This is a genomic window from Desulfovibrio sp. (assembly GCF_019422935.1).
Lineage (GTDB): Bacteria > Desulfobacterota > Desulfovibrionia > Desulfovibrionales > Desulfovibrionaceae > Desulfovibrio.
In genome coordinates, this window is record NZ_JAHZCJ010000002.1 from 361,743 (window position 1) to 377,506 (window position 15,764).

At 60.3% G+C, this 15,764-nt stretch carries 16 protein-coding genes; 10 read left to right on the forward strand and 6 right to left on the reverse strand.

What is annotated here, in order from left to right; all coding sequences use genetic code 11:
* The first annotated feature begins 118 nt into the window (after positions 1–118).
* Positions 119–1,534, forward strand: a complete 1,416-nt coding sequence (gene fumC / locus QZ383_RS04710; RefSeq protein WP_291443683.1) for a class II fumarate hydratase — start codon at positions 119–121, stop codon at positions 1,532–1,534.
* Between the two features lie 105 nt (positions 1,535–1,639).
* Here the strand turns inward: fumC and QZ383_RS04715 are convergent, their stop codons facing one another.
* From QZ383_RS04715 to queA, 5 genes are read right to left on the reverse strand one after another with little or no spacing between them, the layout of a single operon-like run.
* Entirely contained in the window at positions 1,640–2,182 is a 543-nt protein-coding gene (locus QZ383_RS04715; RefSeq protein WP_291443467.1) for a 2-oxoacid:acceptor oxidoreductase family protein, read from the reverse strand.
* Positions 2,175–2,978: a thiamine pyrophosphate-dependent enzyme gene (locus tag QZ383_RS04720; protein ID WP_291443469.1), complete on the reverse strand. Its 804-nt coding sequence runs from the start codon at positions 2,976–2,978 to the stop codon at positions 2,175–2,177. Before QZ383_RS04720 ends, QZ383_RS04715 begins: the two co-directional genes overlap by 8 nt.
* Before the next feature lie 2 nt (positions 2,979–2,980).
* Positions 2,981–4,087 (reverse strand): 3-methyl-2-oxobutanoate dehydrogenase subunit VorB, encoded by a 1,107-nt coding sequence (gene vorB / locus QZ383_RS04725; protein WP_291443472.1) that lies wholly within the window; start codon positions 4,085–4,087, stop codon positions 2,981–2,983.
* Positions 4,084–4,308: a ferredoxin family protein gene (locus QZ383_RS04730; RefSeq protein WP_192113534.1), complete on the reverse strand. Its 225-nt coding sequence runs from the start codon at positions 4,306–4,308 to the stop codon at positions 4,084–4,086. Before QZ383_RS04730 ends, vorB begins: the two co-directional genes overlap by 4 nt.
* Before the next feature lie 39 nt (positions 4,309–4,347).
* The gene (queA, locus tag QZ383_RS04735; protein ID WP_291443474.1) at positions 4,348–5,445 is read right to left on the reverse strand and encodes a tRNA preQ1(34) S-adenosylmethionine ribosyltransferase-isomerase QueA; all 1,098 of its coding nucleotides are present in this window, start codon (positions 5,443–5,445) and stop codon (positions 4,348–4,350) included.
* 119 nt (positions 5,446–5,564) lie between these two features.
* Between queA and QZ383_RS04740 the strand changes: the two genes are divergently transcribed.
* From QZ383_RS04740 to QZ383_RS04765, 6 genes are all read left to right on the forward strand, one after another.
* Positions 5,565–6,185, forward strand: coding sequence for a hypothetical protein (locus QZ383_RS04740; protein WP_291443476.1), 621 nt, complete (start codon positions 5,565–5,567; stop codon positions 6,183–6,185).
* Positions 6,182–7,435 (forward strand): bifunctional phosphopantothenoylcysteine decarboxylase/phosphopantothenate--cysteine ligase CoaBC, encoded by a 1,254-nt coding sequence (gene coaBC / locus QZ383_RS04745; RefSeq protein WP_291443477.1) that lies wholly within the window; start codon positions 6,182–6,184, stop codon positions 7,433–7,435. The genes QZ383_RS04740 and coaBC overlap by 4 nt, the downstream gene beginning before the upstream one ends.
* Positions 7,417–8,313: a hypothetical protein gene (locus QZ383_RS04750; protein ID WP_291443479.1), complete on the forward strand. Its 897-nt coding sequence runs from the start codon at positions 7,417–7,419 to the stop codon at positions 8,311–8,313. The genes coaBC and QZ383_RS04750 overlap by 19 nt, the downstream gene beginning before the upstream one ends.
* Before the next feature lie 89 nt (positions 8,314–8,402).
* The gene (locus QZ383_RS04755; RefSeq protein WP_291443481.1) at positions 8,403–8,735 is read left to right on the forward strand and encodes a LysO family transporter; all 333 of its coding nucleotides are present in this window, start codon (positions 8,403–8,405) and stop codon (positions 8,733–8,735) included.
* The gene (locus QZ383_RS04760) at positions 8,725–9,324 is read left to right on the forward strand and encodes a lysine exporter LysO family protein (RefSeq protein WP_291443483.1); all 600 of its coding nucleotides are present in this window, start codon (positions 8,725–8,727) and stop codon (positions 9,322–9,324) included. Before QZ383_RS04755 ends, QZ383_RS04760 begins: the two co-directional genes overlap by 11 nt.
* 406 nt (positions 9,325–9,730) lie before the next feature.
* Positions 9,731–10,423, forward strand: a complete 693-nt coding sequence (locus QZ383_RS04765; protein WP_291443485.1) for a DVU0298 family protein — start codon at positions 9,731–9,733, stop codon at positions 10,421–10,423.
* Positions 10,424–10,554: 131 nt separating this feature from the next.
* Here QZ383_RS04765 and QZ383_RS04770 read toward each other — a convergent pair whose 3' ends face one another.
* Complete coding sequence (locus tag QZ383_RS04770; RefSeq protein WP_291443487.1) at positions 10,555–12,396, reverse strand: carbon starvation protein A; 1,842 nt, start codon at positions 12,394–12,396, stop codon at positions 10,555–10,557.
* Positions 12,397–13,238: 842 nt separating this feature from the next.
* On the opposite strand from QZ383_RS04770, the gene thiS reads away from it, so the two are divergent.
* From thiS to thiH, 3 genes are all read left to right on the forward strand, one after another.
* Positions 13,239–13,439, forward strand: a complete 201-nt coding sequence (thiS, locus tag QZ383_RS04775; protein ID WP_291443488.1) for a sulfur carrier protein ThiS — start codon at positions 13,239–13,241, stop codon at positions 13,437–13,439.
* A 67-nt stretch (positions 13,440–13,506) separates the two neighbouring features.
* Positions 13,507–14,295 (forward strand): thiazole synthase, encoded by a 789-nt coding sequence (locus QZ383_RS04780; protein ID WP_291443489.1) that lies wholly within the window; start codon positions 13,507–13,509, stop codon positions 14,293–14,295.
* A gap of 248 nt (positions 14,296–14,543) precedes the next feature.
* Positions 14,544–15,662 carry a 2-iminoacetate synthase ThiH gene (thiH, locus tag QZ383_RS04785; RefSeq protein WP_291443490.1) on the forward strand — a complete coding sequence of 373 codons (1,119 nt, stop codon included), beginning with the start codon at positions 14,544–14,546 and terminating at the stop codon, positions 15,660–15,662.
* Positions 15,663–15,764: the final 102 nt, after the last annotated feature.

Here is a 15,764-nt window from a genome sequence, read left to right on the forward strand (position 1 = left end):
GCACAAACGGCCCCCGGTCAGCCGCTCCGCAAGGAGCGGGCCGGGGGCCGTTTTCGTACAAAAGGAGCGCACCGTGGGCAGCACAGCACAAAATGAACCCTCTGTTCTTGATCTTCCTGTGGGCATAAACGCCGCAGGAGAACGCGAAGAGTTTGACAGCATGGGGCAGGTCATGGTGCCTGCCAACCGCTACTGGGGCGCTCAAACCCAACGCTCGCTCGAACACTTTTCCATTGGCGACGACAAGATGCCGCTGGAAATCTGCCGCGCCCTCTGCCTGATCAAAAAAGCCAGCGCCCGTGTCAACACCCGCATGGGGCGGCTGCCCGGCTGGAAGGCTCAGGCCATTGACCACGCCGCGCAGGAAGGCATGGACGGCCTTCTGGACGAACATTTTCCGCTCTACGTGTGGCAGACTGGCTCCGGCACCCAGACCAACATGAATGTGAACGAGGTGCTGTCCAACCGCGCCATCCAGTTGCTTGGCGGCGCCATGGGAAGTCAGAAGCCCGTTGGCCCCAATGATGATGTGAACATGAGCCAGTCGTCCAACGATGCCTTTCCCACAGCCATGCATCTGGCCGCCGTACAGAGCTGCGATGCGCGTCTGCTGCCGGAGGTGGAAGCCCTGGCAGAAGCTGTGGAACGCAAGGCGGTGCAGTGGATGGACGTGGTCAAAATTGGCCGCACCCACTTGCAGGATGCCGTGCCCCTCAGCGTGGGGCAGGAATGGTCTGGCTATGCCGCCCAACTGCGGGCCTGCGTTGCGGACATCCAGACCGCCCGCGAGGGCCTCTATCCTCTGGCGCTGGGCGGCACCGCCGTGGGCACCGGGCTGAACGCGCCAAAGGGCTTCAGCATGGCTGTGGCAGAAGAACTGGCGAGCATCACAGGCAAGCCCTTTGTCACCGCGCCCAACAAGTTCATGGCTCTTGCCTCGCAGGATGCCATAGTGCGCTTCAGTGCCGCCCTGCGCGGCCTCGCCGTGGCCCTTGTCAAAATAGCCAACGACATGCGCTGGCTGGCGGCTGGCCCCCGCTGCGGCCTGGGCGAACTGCAACTGCCGGAAAACGAACCCGGCTCGTCCATCATGCCCGGCAAGATCAACCCCACTCAGTGTGAATCCCTGATCATGATCGCCATTCAGGTCATGGGCAACGACAGCGCCGTGGCCCTAGCGGGCAGCCAAGGCAATTTTGAACTCAATGTCATGCGCCCTGTAGCCATAAAAAACGTGCTGCAATCCATAAATATTCTGGGCGATGGTTGCCGCAAGTTCCGGGAGCATTCCGTTGAAGGCACCACTCTCAACAGGGCAAAAATAGATTCGTTCGTCAATAATTCCCTGATGCTGGTCACGGCGCTTTCGCCCGTCATCGGCTACCAGCAGGCGGCAAAAATTGCAGAAAAGGCCTCGGCGGAGGGCCTCACGCTCCGTCAGGCCGCTCTGGCGCTGGGAAGCGTGACAGAAGAACAGTTCGACAGCATTGTGCGGCCCGAAACCATGATTGGTAGTGGGCTGGCTGGGGCGTAGGCTCTGCGGCCTGCACGCGCCCTGAAAATCAAACATCCGGCAGGGAAACCCCTGCCGGATGTTGTTTTTATTCTGCAAAAGCGTCCCGCACGGGCGGGCCGCATGCTATGCGAAGTTGTAGCCCTGCTCCAGCGCCTTGGCGTTGGCGGAGATCAGTTTGGCATAGTGCGCGCTGACCACGCGATTCAGCGCTTCCTGCACCACATTGAGGGGCAGCGCGCCCGTGGCCTTGAGCCATGCGCCCAGAGCCACCATGTTGGCCATCTTTACATTGCCCAGTTCGTGGGCCATGTCATTCACGGGAATGTAGACCGTGCGTTTTGCGGCATCGAGCAGGTTCTCCGCCACCAGCGAGGCATTGACAATCTGTACGCCATCCGCACCCAGCCGGGGCTGGAACTTGGAAAGCGAAGGCTCGTTGAGAATGATGGTGGACATCGGCTCGCGCACCAGGGGCGAACCAATGGCGTGTTCATCAAGCACCACCGTGCAGTTGGCCGTGCCGCCGCGCATTTCAGCCCCGTAAACGGGGATAAAACTCACTTCAAGCCCGTGTTCCATGCCGGCCTGCGCCAGCAGGTTGCCGATGAGCATGACGCCCTGACCGCCAAAACCGGCAATAATCACATCCTGATATGCGTTAGACATGATCCGCCTCCACGCTGGCCGTCACATCCTTGTACACCCCAAGGGGGAATACGGGCATCATGGCCTCGGCAATCCGCTTGTTGGCGGCAATGGGATCCAGATGCCAGTTGGTGGGGCAGCCGGAAAGAAGCTCGATAAAGCCAAAGCCAAGGCCCTGCAACTGCACTTCAAAGGCTTTGCGCATGGCCTTTTTGGAGACGCGTACATTTTTGACCGAATCCAGCGAGCAGCGGGCGGAATAGGCCACGCCGTCCAGCTGGGCCATGATTTCGGCCATGCGGATGGGGCCGCCCTCGTTGCTGATGGAACGCCCCTGCCGAGAGGTGGTGGTCTTTTGTCCCACCAGGGTGGTGGGGGCCATCTGCCCGCCGGTCATGCCGTACACCGTGTTATTGATGAAGATGCCGGTGATCTTTTCGCCACGGTTGGCGGCGTGCATGGATTCGGCCATGCCGATGGCTGCCATGTCGCCGTCGCCCTGATAGGTGAACACAACGGCGTCTGGACGCGCGCGGCGCACACCGGTGGCCACGGCGCAGGCCCGGCCATGCGGGGCCTCAAGGCCGTCCACGTTAAAGTAATCGTAGGTAAAGGTGGCGCAGCCCACCGAGGCCACCAGAATGGTGCGCTCGGCCACGCCCAGTTCGTGCAGCACCTCGCTCACCAGCCTGTGGGCAATGCCGTGATGGCAGCCGGGGCAATAGTGGGTGGGGCGCTCGTTGAGCACGGGATTGGTATCAAAAACCAGGCTTTCGCCCTCGGCGGGACGCAATGCGTCCAGTTCCTGAGCTTGCATGATTAGTTCTCCTTGAGGGCCTGAAGCATGGGTTCGCGCAGGGCATCGGCACCGATGAACAGCCCCGGCATGACGCCGTGCCACAGCACGGATGCGGGCGCAACGCCCGGCTGGCCAAAGAGGGCCAGGCGGACATCTTCCACCATCTGCCCCGTGTTCTGCTCCATAACCAGAAAGCGCCGACCGGGCGCAAGGGCGCGCAGGGCTTCATCCGGGAAGGGGAACAGGGTAATGGGCCGGAACAGGCCGATTTTATGGCCCTGAGCGCGCAACTGGCGGATGGCGCTGCGGGCAATGCGGGCAATGGAGCCAAAGGCCACCACGATCAGTTCCGCATCATCAGTATCAACGCATTCAAAGGCGCAGTCGGCCTTCATGGATTCGTACTTGCGCATGAGCATGCGGTTGCGCTCGGCCAATGCCCCTTCGGCCAGATAGACCGACTTGAGCAGGCGCGGCTGCGCGCCGGGGCCACGGCGGCCATAACCTTCCATGCGCCAGGGCGCTGCAAGGGCGGCAAGGTCCTCGGCGGGCACTGCGTCCTTGGGCGGCACGCGACGCACGGGTTCCTTGATCTGGCCCACAATAGCGTCGCCCAGCACCATGACCGGGTTGGCGTATTTGAATGCTAGGGCAAAGGCCCTGAACATGAAGTCATAGCATTCCTGAGCGGTGGAGGGGGCCAGCACCAGATTACGGTGGTCGCCGTGCCCGCCGCCCTTGACAGCCTGAAAATAATCGCCCTGCGAGGGGCCGATATCGCCAAGGCCGGGGCCGCCACGCTGCATGTTGACGATCACGCCGGGGATCTGGCTGCCCGCCATGTAGGAAATACCTTCCTGCATGAGCGAAATACCGCAGCTGGAGGATGACGTCAGCGCGGGAATACCGCTGGCAGCAGCACCCAGCACCATGTTGATGGCACCGACTTCGCTTTCGGCCTGCACAAACTGGCCGCCGACTTCGGGCAAAAGGCTGGAGAGGGATTCCGGCACTTCATTCTGCGGGGTGATGGGGTAGCCAAAATAGCAGCGGCAGCCCGCATCTATAGCGCCAAAGGCCACGGCCTCGTTGCCCTTGATGAGCACACGTTCGGTTGCAGCGCTCATGCCTTGCCCCCCTTGGTTTTCGCGCTTTTGAACACGCGGATGGCCACATCGGGGCACATGACCGCGCACGAGGCACAGCCCGTGCATTGGCCTTCCATTTCCATCACTTCATAACCGTGACGGTTAAAACGGCCCGAGGGCCGGAGGATGTGCACCGGGCAGACTTCCACACACAGGCGGCAGCCCTTGCAGCGCTCTTCCATAAATACAACTCTTGACATTTCAGCTCCTTGGGATTCCACACCCGCTTCATGAAACAATCAGCGAATAAGCATGGCATCGCCATATGAGAAGAACCGATACCCCCTGCTCACAGCCTCGGCATAAGCGGCAAGCACGCGCTCGCGCCCGGCCAGGGCAGAAACCAGCATGATCAGGGAGGACTCAGGCAGATGAAAGTTTGTCAGCAGACCATCGACCACACGGAAGGGCCTGCCGGGGTACAAAAAGATATCCGTCCAACCGGTAAAGGGCTGCACCCTGCCGCACAATTCAGCCACGCCCTCCATGGAGCGCAGGCTGGTGGTGCCAACGGCAATCACAGGCCGCCCTTCACGCTTGGCCTCGGCAATGGCAAGCGCCGTTGCCTCGGGCATTTCCACATATTCCCTGTGCATGCGGTGGCCGCGAATGTCGGCGCTGCGCACAGGGCTGAAGGTGCCGTAACCCACATACAGGGTTACGTCCGCCCACTGAAAGCCACGGGCCTTCAGGGTTTCTCGCATCTCGGGGGTAAAGTGCAGCCCCGCCGTGGGCGCAGCCACAGAACCCGTCTTATCCTCGCGGGAATAGATGGTCTGGTAGCGGCTCAGATCTTCTTCCGCATCTGTCCGCTTGATGTAGGGCGGCAGGGGGATGTGCCCTGTGGCGGCAAAGGCCTTGGAAAGGTCCCCGTCCCAGGCCAGACGCACACGCCGATGCCCGAATTCGCCCGATTCCAGCACGGTCACGCTGATGCCCGCGCCAAATTCAAGCTTTTCACCATCACGGATGCTGCCGCCGGAGCGTATGAGCCCCTCAACCTCGGCACTTGAGCCGCCAAGCTTGTCGGGCCGCGCCCTTTCAAGCACCAGCGGCAGGGGCGTGAGCAGCAGAAACTCCACCTTGCCGCCGGTGGAGCGTGTTCCCAGCAGGCGTGCCTGCAGTACGCGGGAATTGTTGGCGACCAGCAACGCGCCCTCGGGCAGGCAGTCCGGCAGATCGCTGAACTGGTGGTGCTCAAGCTCAAGCGCGCCCTGGCGCGGCATGACCAGCAGACGCGAGTTTCCACGCTCTTCAGGCGGGAACTGGGCTATCTGCGCTTCAGGCAATGCAAAATTATAACTTTCGAGAAAAAAATCCGCTTCCGCAGTGGGCATGATACGTGGGCCTCGTTAATGAACCTCTCGCGCCGCGGGCTTGTCAGCATGGGGCTGAGGGGCTAGTGTACTTGGGTTGCTTCCGGAGCATTTCACGCCGGGAGGAGGAGATTATAGCCATGCGACGCCCGCTTGTCATCCTTGCAGTCACCCTGCTTGCCGCTCTGATGGCGGGCTGCTCGACGATGGAAATCAGCAATCCCTTTACCAATGACCCCCTTACGGGCGGTGTTGATACTGGCACAAGCCAACTTTTGGGAGTTCCTACTCCTGCCGGAATGCAGCGGTTCCCCACTCACGGATACCAAACAGCCGGGGCTGGCGGCGCACAAGGGCTTGAAATATTTCGCGGAGATGCCGACATGGGCTTTGCAGCCCAGATAATGTTCACTGGTTTGCAGGGTCAGGGCTGGCATTTACGCATGGCCCAACGCAAGGGCATCCGCAGCGTCTACGTGTACGAACGCGGCTCAACCGTGGCTACGCTGACAATTGAACGGGAAACCATGGGCACGGTGCTTGCCATCTGGGTTGCCGACCGCATGCCCGATGGCGCAACCCTGCCCATGCAGGAAAATACAGGCGCCAGCGGCTACGGCGGAGGCAACAGCGGCAGCGGCTCCTCGTCTGGTTACAGCGAAAGCTCTGGCGGTGGCGGCGGCATGAATTCCTCCCCCAAGCCCGGCTTTACCGAAAGCTGGGGCGGCAACAAGGGCGGTCTCCAGGAGCGAAACCTATGAGCGAAAGCAAAAGTGGTCTGAACACTCCCTTTGACCAGAGCACCCGGTACGAACGCAAGCGTCTGCACCTTGGCGTGTGCGGTTCTGTGGCCTGCTACAAGGCCGCTGATCTGCTGCGCGCATGGACAGGTATGGGCATGCATGTTTCCGCCACGCTCACTCCGGGCGCGCGCCGCTTTGTGGCTCCCCTGCTCTTTGAATCGCTGGGCGCTGCCCCGGTGTACGAAGACATGTTTTCGCCGGGTCAGGATGTTTTTTCTCATCTTGAACCGGGGCAACACGCACAGGCGCTGGTGGTGGCTCCGGCATCGGCTGACGCCCTGTTCCGTCTGGCTCACGGTGCGGCGGGCGACATGCTTGCCGCGCAGGCTCTGGCCTTTGACGGGCCAATGGTGATCGCCCCGGCCATGAACCCGCGCATGTGGGCCAACCCTGCCACGCAGGCCAATATTGACATTTTGCGGCAGCGCGGGGCGCACATTGTAATCCCGGCCTGCGGCGGCACGGCCTGCGGCGAACAGGGCGAGGGACGTCTTGCCCCCTTGCACGATATTTTTCTGGCGGCCCTGCGCGCGCTTTCGCCTCAGGACATGGCGGGCAAGCGCGTTATGGTCACTCTTGGCCCTACCCGCGAGGCATGGGACGGCGTGCGCTTCTGGTCCAACCCTTCCAGCGGCCTTATGGGCGCGGCGCTGGCAGTGGCTGCATGGCTGCGCGGCGCAGAGGTTACTGCCGTCTGCGGCCCCGGCGTACGCGCGCGTTTGCCGCGTGAAATCGTCCGGCACGATGTTGTGAGCGCACGCGACATGTTTCAGGCCGCCGCCGATATCTGGCCCGGCATGGACATGGGCATGTTCACTGCGGCTGTGGCGGATTTTTCGCCCCAACCCTTTGGCCCCCGCAAATTCAAAAAGGCGGACGCTCCGGACGGCCTCACTGTGGCCTTTACGCCCAACCCTGATATTTTGCGCACGCTTTCCGAGGGCCGCAAGCCAGGCCAAAAGGTGCTGGGCTTTGCCGCGGAAACCGCCGCCGACATGCAGGCCCTGCTGCCGCTGGCCCATACCAAGCTGCAAGGCAAAAAGGCCGATGTGCTGGCCGCCAACCGCATCAACGCCACAGACAGCGGCTTTGGCGCTGTCACCAATTCCATGGCTGTTGTAGACGCAACCGGGCATGAAGAAATCTGGCCCAACCAAAGCAAGGCTGATGTGGCCTGGGAACTGTGTTCATGGCTTTTGCGCTCGTAAACCCTGTCAGCGCGCTCTGGCAGCGCCGGGGGCTTACCACCCTGCTCATGCCCGAAGGCTACGATGCCTTTGCCGCCCCGCAACAGGAGGCGTCTCGTGATGCGTCCGCCAACGCTCGCAGCCAGACGCACGCTGGCCAGCCCGCGCGTGAGCGCCAGCCCTGGCAGCAACGTGGTCAGCAGCAAAGCCCGCGACCGGCAAACCCAGCGCCAAACCGTGAAACGCAAGCTCTGCGGCGGCCCCACATGCCCGCAGGGTCTGATACCGCCCAAGCTGCCGGCAGAACAGCCGCTCAGACCGAAGCCGCTCATGCCACAGAGCCGGGCAAAGCCGCCGCGTGGCTGCCCCTGCCTCCCCACGTGTGGCCCGCCCCCTGGCAGGCACGGTTGGAACAGACCCGCCCCGGCCCAATATTGTGGACATACTGGAATCTTGGCCCAGACCTCTGCGACCCGCAGACTCCGGGCCGTCTGGAACGCCGCCAGTTTTTACAGCGCCTGCTGAAAGATCTGGGGCATCCTGCGGGCACGCATACCTTCTGGCCCTCGTGCCTGCCGCCTGATCCCGCAGCATTGCCGCCTGATCCCGCAGCATTGCCGCCAGCCGGGCCGCCCATGTCGGACAATGGCTTTGCGGCCAATGCGGACGTGTTCTGGTCGGGCGCTGCCCAACTTCGCGCCAGAGGCGTGGTGGTCATGGGTTCGGCGGCAGCCAACGCCGTTGCGCTCCCCGGCGGACTGCGGCCGCCGCAGCAGATCCGCCACAGGGGCAAGCTGGTATGGGTTCTCTGGGATGTGGACAACCTGCTCCAGTTTGACCAGCGCTATGCATCCATGCTGGCCCTGCTGCGCGAAGCCCTGCGTCACATTTTGCGGTAAGCCCCGCGAACCGGGCGCGCGACATAAGAGCGCGCCGGAGCCTGCCCTTCATTGTCGCTCATGGGCGACCGAGAGGAGATTTTCTTTCCATGTTTATCGCGCTTGGACTCACCTTTCTTGGCATGGCCCTTGGCTTTCTGCTGCGCGGCCAGCCCTGGATCACCTCGCTGACACGTTGCGTCACACCCGCCATCATGCTGCTGCTTTTTGCTCTGGGCATATCCGTGGGCAGCAACGAATTGCTCATGCAGTCCCTGCCCCGGCTTGGCGGTGCTGCCCTGGCCCTCACGGTCGCGGGCATTCTGGGTTCCTTTGCCTGCGTGGCGCTGATCCGCCGATTCTTCACCAAAACGCCCACTCCCACAGGGATTTCCCCCCAACAAAAGGCGTCCGATGCTGAGGCACCCAACCATGAAGGGTAGCCTTATCATCCTGTTTTTCTTTTGCTCCGGTGCGTTGCTGGCTCGCGTGGGGCTGATACCCGCCTATCTGGTGGAGCACGACTTCACAGTCTATGCCCTGTGGCTGCTCATGCTGCTGGTGGGCATTTCCATCGGTTCAGACCGCAGACTGGGCGAGATTTTGCGCACGCTGCGTCCGCGCGTTTTGTTGCTGCCGCTGGCAACCACTGTGGGAACTTTTGCTGGCACGGCCCTCATGAGCCTGTTTCTGGCCTACAGCGTGAGCGAGTGCATGGCTGTGGGCGCGGGCTTTGCCTATTATTCGCTCTCGTCCATCTTCATTTCGCAATACAAGGGGCCGGAGCTGGGCACTATTGCGCTTATCAGCAATATTGCCCGTGAACTCATCACGTTGCTGCTCACGCCCTTGCTGGCGAAGTATTTTGGCCCGCTCATGCCTATCAGTTGCGGCGGGGCGTCTACCATGGATACGACGTTGCCTGTTATTACACGGTATTGCGGCAAGGACTGGATTTTTGTTTCCATCGTGCATGCCATGATACTTGATTTCAGCGTGCCGTTCTGGGTGATTTTCTTTTGCACCTTGTAACCAGAAAAATCCGCTCGGCGGCAAAGCCGCACTTGCTCCTCCGCCCGTGCTCGCCCTGCTGCGCGCGAGCGGGCAGCTCGGTCTACTCGCCGCCTGAACGTACCATGCCCGCCATTATTGCTGGGGGTGCGTGAGCCCGTCAGGCTGATTTACGCAAACCCGACTTTTACGGCCTGAATGCGTCAGCGCCGGGCAGGCGGCCAAACTGCGCCTGGAGGCAAAACTTCCGTGCCCGAAGGGCAACAAATACGCTCTAGCCACCGAAAACAACTGCGACCTATCATTTAAAATTGAAGTGGAACCCCGCCGCAAGGCGAAACAACTTACCAGATTCCTGCCTTGCCAGATCGTTCAAAAGCGCTCACTATAAATGCAAGCCTGAAAACAGACCGCGGAGGAACTGCTCATGGCCCGCATGCGATCTACAAAACAAAAGCTTAAAGAATGCCTTGTCAGCCCGCAGTGGCGCGAACACCTGGACGAAATCGCCCAGGGAGGCCTTGAAAATGTAGGCCCGCTCTTTTCCTTTCTTCTGCTCGGCCCCCAGACCATGCACCGCGCCGCAGTGGCGCTGGGGCAGGTAACGGCGCGCCTGATGCAGGAACAGCCGGAATCGGCCAAGAATATCATCCGCCGCCTCATGTGGCACCTCAACGAAGAATCCGGCAACATCGGCTGGGGCATCCCCGAGGCCTTTGCAGAAATCCTCGCTGCCAGCGAATCCCTGGCCAAGGATTTTCACCGCATTCTTATCAGCTACATCATTGATCTTGGCCGCGATGACAACTATTGCGACAACGACACCCTGCGCCGCTCCTGCTACTGGGCCATCGGACGTCTTGCCCAGGCACGCCCGCAATTGTGCCTGACCGCTCGCCCCTGGCTGCTGAAAGGATTGGAAGACGTTGACCCTGTGTGCCAGGGTATGGCCGCATGGGCGCTCAGCCAACTGCCGCCCGACCTCATGGACGCCCCGGCCTTACGCCGTCTGGCCGAAGCGGGCAACACAGCCCCCTGCGAACTTTTTGACGGCGAAGATGTTTACGAAAAAACCGCCAGCCAGATTGCAGCCGAGGCTCTTGAGGGCAAGCTGAAGTAACGTTCTCCTTGCGAGCAGCCTGCAAGACATAGCTGGCACTTGCCATAAACAGAAAGCTCCCCCGGAACCGCAAGATTCCGGGGGAGCTTTGTTATGCCAGCCGTCAGCGGCGGCTTTCAGTTATTCTTCGGTTATTCTTCGGCCAGAGCGCGCACGGGCTCGCCGTAAGCGTCGTTAACCGTACCCTTGATGTTCATAAGCTCAATCCAGCGGCGGATGGTGCCCACAAGCACAAAGACCATCAGCACCATGACCAGGCAGGCCAGGAAGGCAAGCAGATACTTGCCACCGGGGATGTAAGTCGTGGTGACCTGCAAATAGCCAGCCCAGAAGGTCACGGCGGTCAGGAAGATGCCGGGGATGGCCGTAACAAGGCTGAGCTTGCCACGGTTCATGCGCAGCAGCATGGAGGTGCACACGATCAGGGCGCAGCCAGCAAGCAACTGGTTGCTCAGACCGAACAGGGGCCAGATGTTGCTGATATTGCCGGTGTACATCAGGTAGCCCCACATGGACGTGAAGATGAAGCTGGTGATGTAGACGCCGGGGGTCCAGTTCTTGTCGCCAAAGGGCGCGTACACCTTGCCAAGCATTTCCTGCAGGAAGAAGCGGCCAACGCGTGTACCGGCGTCAATGGCGGTCAGGATGAAGACGGCTTCAAACATGACGGCAAAGTTGTACCAGTAGGCCATCAGGTGATCCATGTAAGGGATCTTGTGGAAAATGTGGGCCATGCCCACGGCCAGAGAAACTGCGCCGCCGGGGCGGGCATGCAGGTTCAGGCCGATCTTTTCTTCAAAGAAGCCCAGGTCGACAGTATTCAACGCGGGGTGCGCGGCGATCAGCGAGCTGAACTTGTCAGGGGTTGCGTTGATGGCAAAGTAGTCGCCGGGCATCAGGGTGCAGGCGGCGATCAAGGCCATGATGGCGACAAAGCCTTCGGTCAGCATGGCGCCGTAACCCACAAAGAGGATGTCGCGCTCGTTGCCGATCATTTTGGGCGTTGTGCCAGTGCCGATGATGGCGTGGAAGCCGGACATGGCGCCGCAAGCGATGGTGATAAAGATAAAGGGCAATGCAGGCCCGCCGATCACGGGGCCACCGCCGTTAATAAAGGGGGTAACGGTGGGCATGAGCAGGATGGGCTGCACAAAGATGATGCCCACGGCCAGCATAAGGATGGTGCCGATCTTGAGATAGGTGGAAAGATAGTCGCGCGGCACCAGCAGGAACCACACGGGCAGAACGGAAGCGAGGAAGCCGTAAGCGGCGATGGCCAGAGCCACGGTGTTGCGATCCCAGTCAAAGGCCCAGCCCAGAACATCCTTCTGCATGAGGTCATGACCGCTCAGGATACCCACAACCAGCAACACCAGACCCACAAGGCTGGCAAGCAGAACGCTGTTCTGCTTGAAGCGCATGATCAGGCCCATGAGCATGGCGATAGGCATGGTGATGACCACGATAAACAGCGACCAGGGCGCGTTGTGCATGGCGCTGATGCAGGCCAACGAAAGACCGGCCAGGGTCAGAATAAGAATACACAGCACGGCGATACCCGCCACGGTACCCGTAACGGGGCCGACCTCGCGCTGGGCGATGGCCGAAAGGCTCTGGCCCTTGTGCCGCACGGAGGCGAACAGCACCACCATGTCGTGCACTGCGCCGCCAAGCACGCAGCCAATCAGAATCCACAGCGCGCCGGGCAAGTAGCCGAACTGCGCGGCAAGCACAGGGCCAACCAGCGGCCCGGCAGCAGCGATGGCGGCAAAATGGTGGCCGTAGAGAACAAATTCGTTGGTTTTGACGTAGTCGTGACCATCAGCAAACCGAACCGCTGGCGTAATACGGCCCGCGTCCAGTTTCAGAACCTTGTTTGCCAAAAAAATGCCATACACCCGGTAGGCAATGGCAAATATGCACAATGCCGCAAACACTAGTGTGATGGCATTAATGTGCTCCAAGCTTTCCATCGTGTCTCTCCCTGTTTTGTTCTTCTGGTCGCAGCCTGCAAATCATTCCAAAGTCACTCAGCCGCTACCCCAGAAAAACGCTACTGAATCCCGCGGAACATTGCACAGTCTGCCTCCTCCTTGCCAATGCGTCGGGCATCACAACCACGACAAACCAGAACCCCCAGTTAACTGGTCAACATTGCTAATCATAAACTTTCCTGCTTTTCGACCTACCCCCAATACCAACTTCTGTCCATACAAATTGTCCGCTCAATGTACTTTAGGCGCATTCCGGCCAAAGTAAATCAGCATATATTCTGCATGGTTTTAAGGAACAAACACCATAAGCGCGCCACTTGTACAGTGCATTACTACTGCTTCAGAAGGTAGATTGCTTATAATCGCATATCCCAAGCAGTGATGTGAAAATTTTCACCCTTTTCGTGAATCCATGCAAGAACTTTATTCCAAGCATCGCCAGCACGTTTCAAAAAACTGCGTACAATAGTTTCTGCCGTTTGCCACCCGACAGCTCGACTGCTGCGCGTTTTGCTTGCATTCCTCCCTGCGTGGGCCTAAACTTGAAAAACCGGCTGGGGGAGCCTCAAAGGCTGAGAAAGGGTGATAGCGCCCTGACCCCTAGAATCGCGCAAAACAACGCGGTTCTGCACCTGACGCGGATAGTGCCGACGAAGGGAAGCTGGCCAACCTGCATGTATTTGCAGGATTGTGCTCGCCCGCAGCCGTAATGGTTCTTGCGGGCATTTCTGTTTTATGCCGTCCGGTATCAACAGCCCCGCAGACCATTACAACCTCAACCTCGGAAGCAGCCCCGCGGCTGTTTTCCTATGGAGGCGCGTATGGATGTCACAGTCAACGGGGCAACCGAAGCCATTGCCGAACCATGCAGCGTTGCCGAACTACTGGCAGCACGCGGGCATGATGCGGCACGGGTTGTCGTTGAACGCAACGGAGAAATCCTGCCCCGCGAGCGTTTTGCCCAAACCCTGCTCTGCGGGGGCGACAGTCTGGAGATCGTGCACTTTGTGGGCGGCGGATAACAGACCAAACCTGTTCCCGGCCCAGACCACCATCCTTATTACCAGCACATTCCAGACGGAGAGCACAATGAACGATCCTTTCATCATCGGCGGCGTCACACTTACAAGCCGTCTTTTCATTGGTACCGGCAAATACGGAGCCGATAGCCTCATTCCTTCAGTGGCCGAAGCCAGCGGCGCGCAAGTCATCACCGTGGCCATGCGGCGGGTGGACAAGCAGGCCGAAAATCCCGCCTCCAGTCAGGGCATTATGGGGCATATCCCCGCCCACATGCGCCTGTTGCCCAACACTTCGGGCGCGCGAACCTCAGAGGAAGCCGTGCGTTTGGCCCGGCTGGCCCGTGCTGCGGGTTGCGGCGACTGGATAAAAATCGAGGTCATTTCCGACACCCGCCATCTGCTGCCTGACGGATACGAAACTGCCAAGGCTACGGAAATACTTGTCAAAGAAGGCTTTACCGTGCTGCCCTACATCAATCCAGACCTGTACGTGGCGCGGGCCTGCGTCAATGCTGGCGCGGCCGCCGTCATGCCCTTGGGTGCGCCCATAGGCACCAACCGGGGCCTGCGCACCAAGGAAATGGTGGGCATCCTGATTGAAGAAATCGACCTACCCATTGTGGTGGACGCGGGTATTGGTCGCCCCTCGCAGGCCTGCGAGGCCATGGAAATGGGCGCGGCCGCCTGTTTGGTCAACACCGCCATTGCCTCGTCCAGCGACCCTGTCAGCATGGCCCGCGCATTCGGCGCGGCGGTTCAGGCCGGGCGCGATGCATGGCTGGCAGGCCCCGGCGCGGTTAAGGCACAGGGCCAGGGCGCGGAAGCGTCTTCACCGCTGACGGGCTTTCTCCGCTAGGGTCTGTTCCTAACTGATTCTTGTGGCCGATCCCTGCGTCATCCAGCATTTTTTTACTCCAGTCATGGACAGAGAGAGTCCACTCCTGTTGTAAAAAACACTGTTTTCCTTGTCCTCGGCGCAAAATCTTTTAGTTAGAAACAGCCCCTAGAGCAGATTAACATTGAACATGTTCTAGCTATTGCAATACAGAGCCATGTTGACCGCCAGCCTAGCCGCTGGCAGCCGACCGCTTATAAGGATCATACATGGAAACTTTTCAGGAATATTTGCAGGCGTGGCCCTCAGCCCGCCGGGCAGAGGGAGCCGCTCGCGCCACAGAAGCGGATGTTCTGGCCGTGCTGCAAAAAGAAATCTTGCAGCCAGCCGATTTCCTTACCCTGCTTTCGCCTGCGGCCGCCCCGCACCTTGAGACCATGGCCCGCCGAGCGCGCGACCTGACACTGCGTTTTTTTGGCAAGGCCGTGAACATCTTCACGCCGCTCTACATCTCCGATGTCTGCACCAACCAATGCCGCTACTGCGGATTCAATGCCAAAAACAAGCAGTCACGCCGCCATCTGAGCATTGATGAGGCCGCTGCAGAGGCAGACGTTATCGCCGACAAGGGCTTTCAGCACATTTTGCTGCTGACGGGCGATGCGCGGCATTTGTCCTCGCCGCAGTACATTGCGGACGCGGCCCGGCGCATCAAACCCCGCTTTGCCTCTGTGGGCGTGGAAGTCTATTCGCTCACCACCGAGGAATATGAACTGCTGGTGAACGCAGGCGTGGACAGCATGACCATGTTTCAGGAGACGTATAATCCGGAACTTTACGCATGGCTGCACCCCGTTGGCCCCAAGCATGATTACGGCTTCAGGCTCAATGCGCCGCAGCGCGCGGCAGAGGGCGGCATCCGCTCCATCGGCGTGGGCGCCTTGCTGGGGCTGGAATCTTTTGAGCAGGATGCCTTTGCCACAGGCCTGCACGCATGGTGGCTGCAAAGGCGCTATCCCGGCGTGGATGTGAGCGTTTCCATCCCGCGCATCTGCCCGCACGAAGGCAACTTTGACGTGCAGCACGGCGTGGACGACCCCCATCTTGTACAATATGTTACGGCCATGCGCTGCTTCTTGCCGCGTGCGGGCATCACCTGCTCCAGCCGCGAAAGCGCCTTTATGCGCGATCACCTGGTGCCCATCGGCGTGACCAGAGTTTCCGCCGGTGTTTCCACCGCCGTGGGCGGGCGCGCAACCGAGGATTTGCACAATCCCGGCCAGTTTGAGATCACCGACCACCGCAGCCTTGAAGAAATGGCGGCCTCCCTTGCTGGCTTAGGCTATCAGGCTGTGCTCAAAGATTGGGAAGACCCGGTAGCCGTATAAAGTACGACTCGCAATCATCGCGCGGCGGTCTGGTGCACACCGGGCCGCCGTGTAAAACAGGCTGAAACTCCACGCCCAACAACCAACTTACGGATCCACACC

What these genes read in the sequence shown, in the direction of transcription:
- QZ383_RS04715 (WP_291443467.1), bottom strand. Translation starts at nt 2,182, where the DNA reads ATGTCTAACGCATATCAGGATGTGATTATTGCCGGTTTTGGCGGTCAG.
- QZ383_RS04720 (WP_291443469.1), bottom strand. Translation starts at nt 2,978, where the DNA reads ATGCAAGCTCAGGAACTGGACGCATTGCGTCCCGCCGAGGGCGAAAGC.
- vorB (WP_291443472.1), bottom strand. Translation starts at nt 4,087, where the DNA reads ATGAGCGCTGCAACCGAACGTGTGCTCATCAAGGGCAACGAGGCCGTG.
- QZ383_RS04730 (WP_192113534.1), bottom strand. Translation starts at nt 4,308, where the DNA reads ATGTCAAGAGTTGTATTTATGGAAGAGCGCTGCAAGGGCTGCCGCCTG.
- queA (WP_291443474.1), bottom strand. Translation starts at nt 5,445, where the DNA reads ATGCCCACTGCGGAAGCGGATTTTTTTCTCGAAAGTTATAATTTTGCA.
- QZ383_RS04740 (WP_291443476.1), top strand. Translation starts at nt 5,565, where the DNA reads ATGCGACGCCCGCTTGTCATCCTTGCAGTCACCCTGCTTGCCGCTCTG.
- coaBC (WP_291443477.1), top strand. Translation starts at nt 6,182, where the DNA reads ATGAGCGAAAGCAAAAGTGGTCTGAACACTCCCTTTGACCAGAGCACC.
- QZ383_RS04750 (WP_291443479.1), top strand. Translation starts at nt 7,417, where the DNA reads ATGGCTTTTGCGCTCGTAAACCCTGTCAGCGCGCTCTGGCAGCGCCGG.
- QZ383_RS04755 (WP_291443481.1), top strand. Translation starts at nt 8,403, where the DNA reads ATGTTTATCGCGCTTGGACTCACCTTTCTTGGCATGGCCCTTGGCTTT.
- QZ383_RS04760 (WP_291443483.1), top strand. Translation starts at nt 8,725, where the DNA reads ATGAAGGGTAGCCTTATCATCCTGTTTTTCTTTTGCTCCGGTGCGTTG.
- QZ383_RS04765 (WP_291443485.1), top strand. Translation starts at nt 9,731, where the DNA reads ATGGCCCGCATGCGATCTACAAAACAAAAGCTTAAAGAATGCCTTGTC.
- QZ383_RS04770 (WP_291443487.1), bottom strand. Translation starts at nt 12,396, where the DNA reads ATGGAAAGCTTGGAGCACATTAATGCCATCACACTAGTGTTTGCGGCA.
- thiS (WP_291443488.1), top strand. Translation starts at nt 13,239, where the DNA reads ATGGATGTCACAGTCAACGGGGCAACCGAAGCCATTGCCGAACCATGC.
- QZ383_RS04780 (WP_291443489.1), top strand. Translation starts at nt 13,507, where the DNA reads ATGAACGATCCTTTCATCATCGGCGGCGTCACACTTACAAGCCGTCTT.
- thiH (WP_291443490.1), top strand. Translation starts at nt 14,544, where the DNA reads ATGGAAACTTTTCAGGAATATTTGCAGGCGTGGCCCTCAGCCCGCCGG.